The 6,537-nt window shown below is 61.5% G+C and carries 8 protein-coding genes; 1 reads left to right on the top strand and 7 read right to left on the bottom strand.

What is annotated here, in order from left to right; genetic code table 11:
• From ACFFAR_RS21125 to ACFFAR_RS21095, 7 genes are all read right to left on the bottom strand, one after another.
• Positions 1–406: GDP-mannose 4,6-dehydratase (locus ACFFAR_RS21125; protein WP_375508398.1), on the bottom strand; the 406-nt coding region annotated here is incomplete at its 3' end.
• 1 nt (position 407) lies between these two features.
• The gene (locus ACFFAR_RS21120; protein ID WP_375508397.1) at positions 408–1,223 is read right to left on the bottom strand and encodes a lysophospholipid acyltransferase family protein; all 816 of its coding nucleotides are present in this window, start codon (positions 1,221–1,223) and stop codon (positions 408–410) included.
• Between the two features lie 13 nt (positions 1,224–1,236).
• The gene (locus ACFFAR_RS21115; RefSeq protein WP_375508396.1) at positions 1,237–2,520 is read right to left on the bottom strand and encodes a dihydroorotase; all 1,284 of its coding nucleotides are present in this window, start codon (positions 2,518–2,520) and stop codon (positions 1,237–1,239) included.
• Between the two features lie 4 nt (positions 2,521–2,524).
• A complete protein-coding gene (locus ACFFAR_RS21110) occupies positions 2,525–3,556 on the bottom strand; it encodes an aspartate carbamoyltransferase catalytic subunit (protein WP_143325608.1) in 1,032 nt (343 codons plus the stop codon).
• Positions 3,557–3,625: 69 nt separating this feature from the next.
• Positions 3,626–4,141 (bottom strand): bifunctional pyr operon transcriptional regulator/uracil phosphoribosyltransferase PyrR, encoded by a 516-nt coding sequence (gene pyrR, locus ACFFAR_RS21105; RefSeq protein ID WP_375508395.1) that lies wholly within the window; start codon positions 4,139–4,141, stop codon positions 3,626–3,628.
• Positions 4,138–4,602, bottom strand: coding sequence for a Holliday junction resolvase RuvX (ruvX, locus tag ACFFAR_RS21100; RefSeq protein WP_375508394.1), 465 nt, complete (start codon positions 4,600–4,602; stop codon positions 4,138–4,140). Before ruvX ends, pyrR begins: the two co-directional genes overlap by 4 nt.
• The gene (locus ACFFAR_RS21095; RefSeq protein ID WP_062167622.1) at positions 4,599–5,177 is read right to left on the bottom strand and encodes a YqgE/AlgH family protein; all 579 of its coding nucleotides are present in this window, start codon (positions 5,175–5,177) and stop codon (positions 4,599–4,601) included. Before ACFFAR_RS21095 ends, ruvX begins: the two co-directional genes overlap by 4 nt.
• 29 nt (positions 5,178–5,206) lie before the next feature.
• Between ACFFAR_RS21095 and ACFFAR_RS21090 the strand changes: the two genes are divergently transcribed.
• Positions 5,207–6,537, top strand: a 1,331-nt coding sequence (locus ACFFAR_RS21090) for a cryptochrome/photolyase family protein (RefSeq protein ID WP_375508393.1), incomplete at its 3' end; no start/stop codon positions are given.

Genomic DNA, 6,537 nt, shown 5'->3' with positions numbered 1-6,537 from the left:
AGACTTCATCCGTCGATACATGCAGGAAGCGAAACGCCACTTGTTCGGCATCGGCTAATGTTCGCCAGTAAGCGAGCGCCGCTTCGAGCAGCGTGAAAGTGCCGACTACGTTGGTCTGCACGAACTCGGCGGGTCGGTCGATCGATCTGTCCACGTGGCTTTCAGCCGCAAAATGTACTACCGCGCGAGGTCTGTGCTGAGCGAGCAGCGCGTCAATCGCCGCGCGATCGCAGATGTCGGCGCGTACAAAAACGTGATTCCGGTTGTGCTGCAGAGGATGCAGCGTGGACAGGTTGCCGGCATAGGTCAGCTTGTCGACGTTGAGCACAGCCTCGCTCGACGCGCTGAGCCACTCAAGCACGAAGTTCGCGCCGATAAACCCAGCCCCACCCGTAACAAGGATCATGTCAATGCCCGGGCGTAAGCCCCTCGAGGTCTGCGGACTCGGCAGGCACTTCTTCTTGCGTCGCAGTCGCGGTCACCGCACTCAGCCCCGCCTGCATCCGTCTCAACGCGCTTTCAATTGCCGCCTGTGCCTCTTTCGCCAGCCCCCGCCGATCATCCCCCGCGGCGAGCGCATCGCAGACATAAAGATGCGCGGTCAGCGGCCTGGCATGCAGCATCGCATTCAATGTGAAACTAAGCGTCAGGTCATCGATATAAGCCGGCGCTTCCGACTGCCGTCCACTGCCATCCTCGTACATCAAGCAAATCGGCTGAACGTGACAGCCCGCCGACACCGCCGCCTGAAACAGATTCGAATGAAACGGCAGCAAGTCCTTGCCCGACGATGTCGTCCCTTCTGGAAACACGCACATCAACTCGCCGCGCTTCAACCGTTCGGACAGCTCATGCATGATCCGCTTCGCATCGCTGCGTTTTTCGCGCTGGAGAAAGATCGTGTCTAGTTGCTGCGCAAGCCAGCCGACGATCGGCCACTGACGCACTTCGGCCTTCGATACAAACGGCGTTGGCCGCCATGCATTCACCACGTATATATCGATCCACGAAACGTGATTTCCGACAACCAGCGCGCCGCTATCGAGCCGCGCCTGATCGTTATGGACGACGAGTTTCATGCCGCATCGGCGCAACATCTCGACGGACCACGCGCGGTTCAATTCCATCCGCGTTTGGGGCGTCGCGTCGGGAAAACGCGTCGCCACGGTGAACATGCCGTGCAGCAGATGCGCAAAGATGCGGAGCTTGCGGATGGCGAGCATGGTCTCTCGATCCTCAGCCGGGAAGTGCTTCATAGGCAATGTGCCCGGCCACGATCGTCGCCCTTACCCGCGCCGGCAGCTCGTAGCCGAGGAACGGCGAGTTATGTCCCTGGCTCTTCAGCTTTGCCGGTTCGACCTGCCATTCGGCGGCGGGATCGAAGAGACAGAGGTCGGCGGTATCGCCCACCGCAATGCGTCCCGCGTTCAGCTTGAGCACGCCGGCCGGCGAATTCGTAATGCGCGTCAGCGCCTTCGACAGCGGCACGTTCGCCTCGCGCGCCCACTTCACGGTCAGCGACAACAGCAACTCGAGACCCGTCGCGCCCGGGGTAGCTTCGGCGAAGGGCAGCAGCTTTTCGTCGTCATCGAGCGGGGTGTGATCGGAACAGATTGCATCGATGGTGCCATCGGCCAGACCCGCGCGAATCGCATCGCGATCACGCTGCGAGCGCAGCGGCGGATCGAGACGAAACTGCGAGTTGAAATAGCCGATGTCCATGTCCGTCAGATGAACATGGTTGATGGTGACATCGCAGGTCACGGCGAGACCTTCGGCCTTCGCCTGCCGCATCAGCGCCACGCCCGCCGCCGACGACAAGTGCGACAAGTGCACGCGCGCGCCCGACACGCGGACCAGCTCGAAGATGGTATGCAACGCGATGGTTTCGGCCGACACCGGCACGCCCGACAACCCCAGCCGCGACGCCACCGCGCCACTTGCCGCCACGCCGCCGCTCGCCATGTAGCTGTCTTGCGGACGCAGCCAGACGGCATAACCGTAAGTGGTCGCATATTGCAGCGCGCGCAAGAGCGTGCGGGTGTTCACGATCGGCGTATCGGCCTGTGAAAATCCGACGCAACCCGACCCGGTCAACTCGACCATTTCGGTGATCGCCTCGCCTTTGAGCCCGACGGTCAGCGCACCCAGCGGATACACGTGCGCCTTGTTCAGCTTGTGCGCGCGAAAACGCAGCATTTCGACAAGACCGGGTTCATCGAGAACGGGATCGGTGTCCGGCGGACACACGAGACTCGTCACACCGCCGGCTGCAGCGGCGGCCATTTCGGATTCCAGCGTGGCCTTGTGCTCGAACCCGGGTTCGCGAAGCCGTGCGCTCAAATCCACAAAACCCGGCGATACCACAAGGCCCTTTGCATCGATGATACGTGCCGCGTGAAACTCGGCGGGCGCACTGCCGATTCCCACGATCTTCCCCTCATCGATAAACACATCGGCGAGTGTTTCGGTGCCCGCGGCCGGGTCGATGACCGTGCCGCCCTGAATATGTATTTGCATTGGCTTAATCACTATTCCCGGCAACGATGCCCATTACCGCCATGCGCACGGCGATCCCGAAGGTGACCTGGTTGAGAATCACGGACTGCGGGCCATCGGCGACTTGCGAATCGATTTCGACGCCACGATTCATCGGTCCCGGATGCATCACGATGGCATCGGGCGCGGCGAGCGCAAGACGCTCGGGTGTGAGTCCCCACGACTTGAAGTACTCCTGCGCCGACGGCAGCAACGCGCCGCTCATGCGCTCGTTCTGCAACCGCAGCATGATGATCACATCGACGTCCTTCAGGCCTTCGTCGAGGTTGTGATACACGTGCACGCCCATCTCGTTCAGGTTGCTCGGCAACAAGGTGCGCGGCCCGATGGCGCGCACTTCGGGCACGCCGAGCGTGGTCAGCGCATGGATGTCGGAGCGCGCCACCCGCGAATGCAGGATGTCGCCGACAATCGCCACACGCAGGTTCCTGAAGTCCTTCTTGTAGTGACGGATCGTGTACATGTCGAGCAGGCCTTGCGTCGGATGCGCATGACGCCCGTCGCCGGCGTTGATCACGTGCACATGCGGCGCGCAATGCTCGGCGATCAGATACGGCGCCCCGCTCGACGCATGACGCACGACGAACATGTCGGCGTGCATCGCGGAAAGATTGTTGATGGTGTCGAGCAGCGATTCGCCCTTGCTCGTGGACGACGCATTGATGTTCAGGTTCAGCACGTCCGCCGACAATCGCTTCGCGGCGATCTCGAACGTGGTTCGCGTGCGCGTGGAGTTTTCGAAGAACAGGTTGAAGACCGACTTGCCGCGCAACAGCGGCACTTTCTTGATCTCACGGTCGGTCACGCTGACGAACTGTTCGGCGGTATCGAGAATATGCGTGACGATGGCGCGCGGCAGGCCTTCAATGGTGAGCAGATGCTTGAGTTCGCCGTTTTTGGTGAGCTGCGGATTGCCTTTGAGAAAGCCTGGGCGCGTCACCGCCGGCTTCCTGTCCGGCGCGCTGCTTTCGGCAGAACCCTGAGTGGCCATGTTCATGTGGATCCTGGTGGTGCTTGATTCGTGACAAGAAGAAATGCGTACCGCGCGTGCTCAGTCGGTGCCTGCTTATTCCGTGCGAGCTTCGGTGCTGAACGAAAGCGTGCCGTCGTCGCGCTGCGTGAGCACGAGATTGGCACTCGCCGATACATCCACCACACCGCCCGTAAAGCGCGCCGCCATGGGCAACTCGCGGCCGCCGCGATCGGCGAGCACAGCGAGTTCCACCTGCGCGGGACGGCCGTAATCGTAGAGCTCGTTGACCGCTGCGCGCACGGTGCGTCCGGTGGACAGCACGTCGTCGATCAGCAGGATTTTCGCGTTATCGATTTCGAACGGCAGGGACGTCGGGCTCGCCTGACTATGCAGGCCTTTCTTGGCGTAGTCATCGCGATGCAGCGCCACGTTCACCACGCCGAACTGCGCCACGTTCAGGTCTTTCGCGAGCCGCGTGGCGAGCCACACACCGCCGCTGTAAATACCGGCGAGCACCGGACCACCCGCTTGCGAGAGCGACTCGCCGTAAGCCGCGCGAATCTGCCCGAGCAACTCGCGATACAACGCCTCGGCGTCAATGGAACTCATGATTGATCGTCGGAAAGTTGGTCGAAATACTGTTGGAGAATGACGCGGGCGGCTTCGGCATCGATATCGTCATAGCGGCCCTTCGCGTTCATCTTCACGCCGTTGCGTTTCAATTCGGCCTTCGCTTCCACCGACGAATACCGCTCGTCCACCCAGCTCACCGGCACGCTGAACCGGCCGTTCAACTGATTGCCGAAGCGCGTGGCGAGCTGCGTCATTTCGTGCGGCGTGCCGTCGGGGTGCATCGGCAAACCAACGATCACCGTGCGCGGATTCCATTCTGCAATCAACTGCCCGACCGCCTCGAACCGATACTCCCGGCTGCGGTTTTCAAGCACCGTCAACGCCCGCGCATGGCGCGTCAAAGTATTGCCAACCGCGACGCCGATGCGCTTTTCGCCGTAATCGAAGGCGAGCAACGTAGCTTCGATACGGCTTCCAGCCTGGCCGTCACCCGTCATGCGTGGCCCGCTTCGCCCGACAACATGGAAAGCGACACGCCCAGCAACGACAGCGCCGCCTGCAACTTGTCCTCGGCGGGTACGTCGAAGACGATGCGCGGATCAGCTTCGACCGTCAGCCAGCCGTTCTTCGCGATTTCCTCTTCGAGCTGCCCCGCGCCCCAGCCGGCATGGCCGAGCGTGAGCAGGAAGCGCTCGGGACCCTTGCCGCTTGCGACCGCCTCGAGCACGTCTTTCGACGTGGTCATGGCGAGGCCGCCCGGCACGCTCATGGACGATGTATAGACATCGCCGTCGGCGGGATCGTGGAGCACGAAACCGCGCTCGGTCTGCACCGGTCCGCCGAAATAGACGGGCAAATGCACGAGCGGCTCGATCTCGAGCTTCAGGTCGATACGGTTGAAAAGCGATTGGAGGTCGATGTCGGTCGGCCGGTTGATCACCAGGCCGAGCGCACCACGCTCGCTGTGATCGCAAAGGTAGACTACAGTCCCCGAGAACGTGGGATCGGCCATGCTGGGCATGGCGATCAGGAACTGATTCGTCAAATTGATGCGATCGGGTGTCTTGGACATAATTCGGATTTTAACAAAGGCGATACTTGATGGCCGACTTTGAACTGGGGCTAGTCTGGTTTCGACGAGACCTGCGCGTGGCAGACCATGCTGCACTCTATCACGCACTAACACGCTGTCGCCGGGTGCTGTGCGCCTTCGTTTTCGACCGCGAAATTCTGTCGCCTCTGCCGAAAAACGATCGGCGCGTACCGTTCATTCACGCAAGTGTGATTGAACTGGACCAAACCCTGCGCGAGGCTGGCGGCGGGCTGATGGTGCGTCACGGCATGCCGTCGCATAAAATTCCCGAACTCGTGCGCGAATGCGGCGTGAACGCCGTGTTCGCCAATCGCGATTATGAGCCGTCGGCCAAAGCGCGCGACGAGGGTATCGAGAAAAAGCTGGCGAGCGCCGATGTTGCGTTTTTCACGTTCAAGGACCAGACCATTTTCCATCAGGACGACGTGCTGACCGGCGCCGGCAAGCCGTACACGGTTTTTACGCCGTACAAGCGCAACTGGCTGGCATCGCTTACGCCGGATGCGCTGAAACCGTATGCGTCGGAGGAAAATCTCTCGGCGTTGGCGAAGTCGCCGGCGGGCGTGAAGCACGGGATTCCATCGCTGGAGTCGCTTGGGTTCAGCAAGGAGCACGCGCCTGCGTTGCCCGCAGGCACGAGCGGCGCGTACCAGCTTTTCGACGACTTCCGCGACCGCATGACCGACTACGACCGGACGCGAGACTTTCCAGGAGTCAAGGGGCCGAGCTATCTCAGCGTGCACTTGAGGCACGGCACCATTTCCATACGCGCCCTCGCGCGGACCGCGCACGACGCCCAACGCCACGGCAATCGCGGCGCGGAAACATGGCTGTCCGAACTCATCTGGCGCGACTTTTATTTCTCCGTACTGCACCATTTTCCACAAGTCGGCGTGCCCGGCGACCACAAGGCATTCAAGCCGGTGTACGACCGCATCGAATGGGAAACCGGTGAGGTAGCTGACAGCAACTTCGCCGCGTGGTGCGAAGGCCGCACGGGCTATCCGCTGGTCGATGCCGCCATGCGCCAGATCAACTCTTCCGGCTATATGCACAACCGGCTGCGGATGGTCGTTGCGAGTTTTCTGACAAAGGATCTCGGGCTGGACTGGCGTCGCGGAGAACGGTATTTCGAGTCGCTGCTGAACGACTTCGAGTTGTCATCGAATAATGGGGGGTGGCAATGGGCGTCGTCCAGCGGCTGCGACGCCCAGCCGTATTTCCGCATTTTCAATCCGATCACGCAGTCGGAGAAATTCGATGCCAAGGGAAAGTTCATCCGCCATTACGTGCCCGAACTCGCCGCGCTCTCGGACAAGGACATCCACGCGCCGTGGAA

The sequence above is a fragment of the uncultured Caballeronia sp. genome (assembly GCF_964243625.1).
Taxonomy (GTDB): Bacteria; Pseudomonadota; Gammaproteobacteria; order Burkholderiales; family Burkholderiaceae; genus Caballeronia.
The sequence above is the reverse complement of the archived record's forward strand: the minus strand, read 5'-3'. Positions and strand labels throughout refer to the sequence as shown.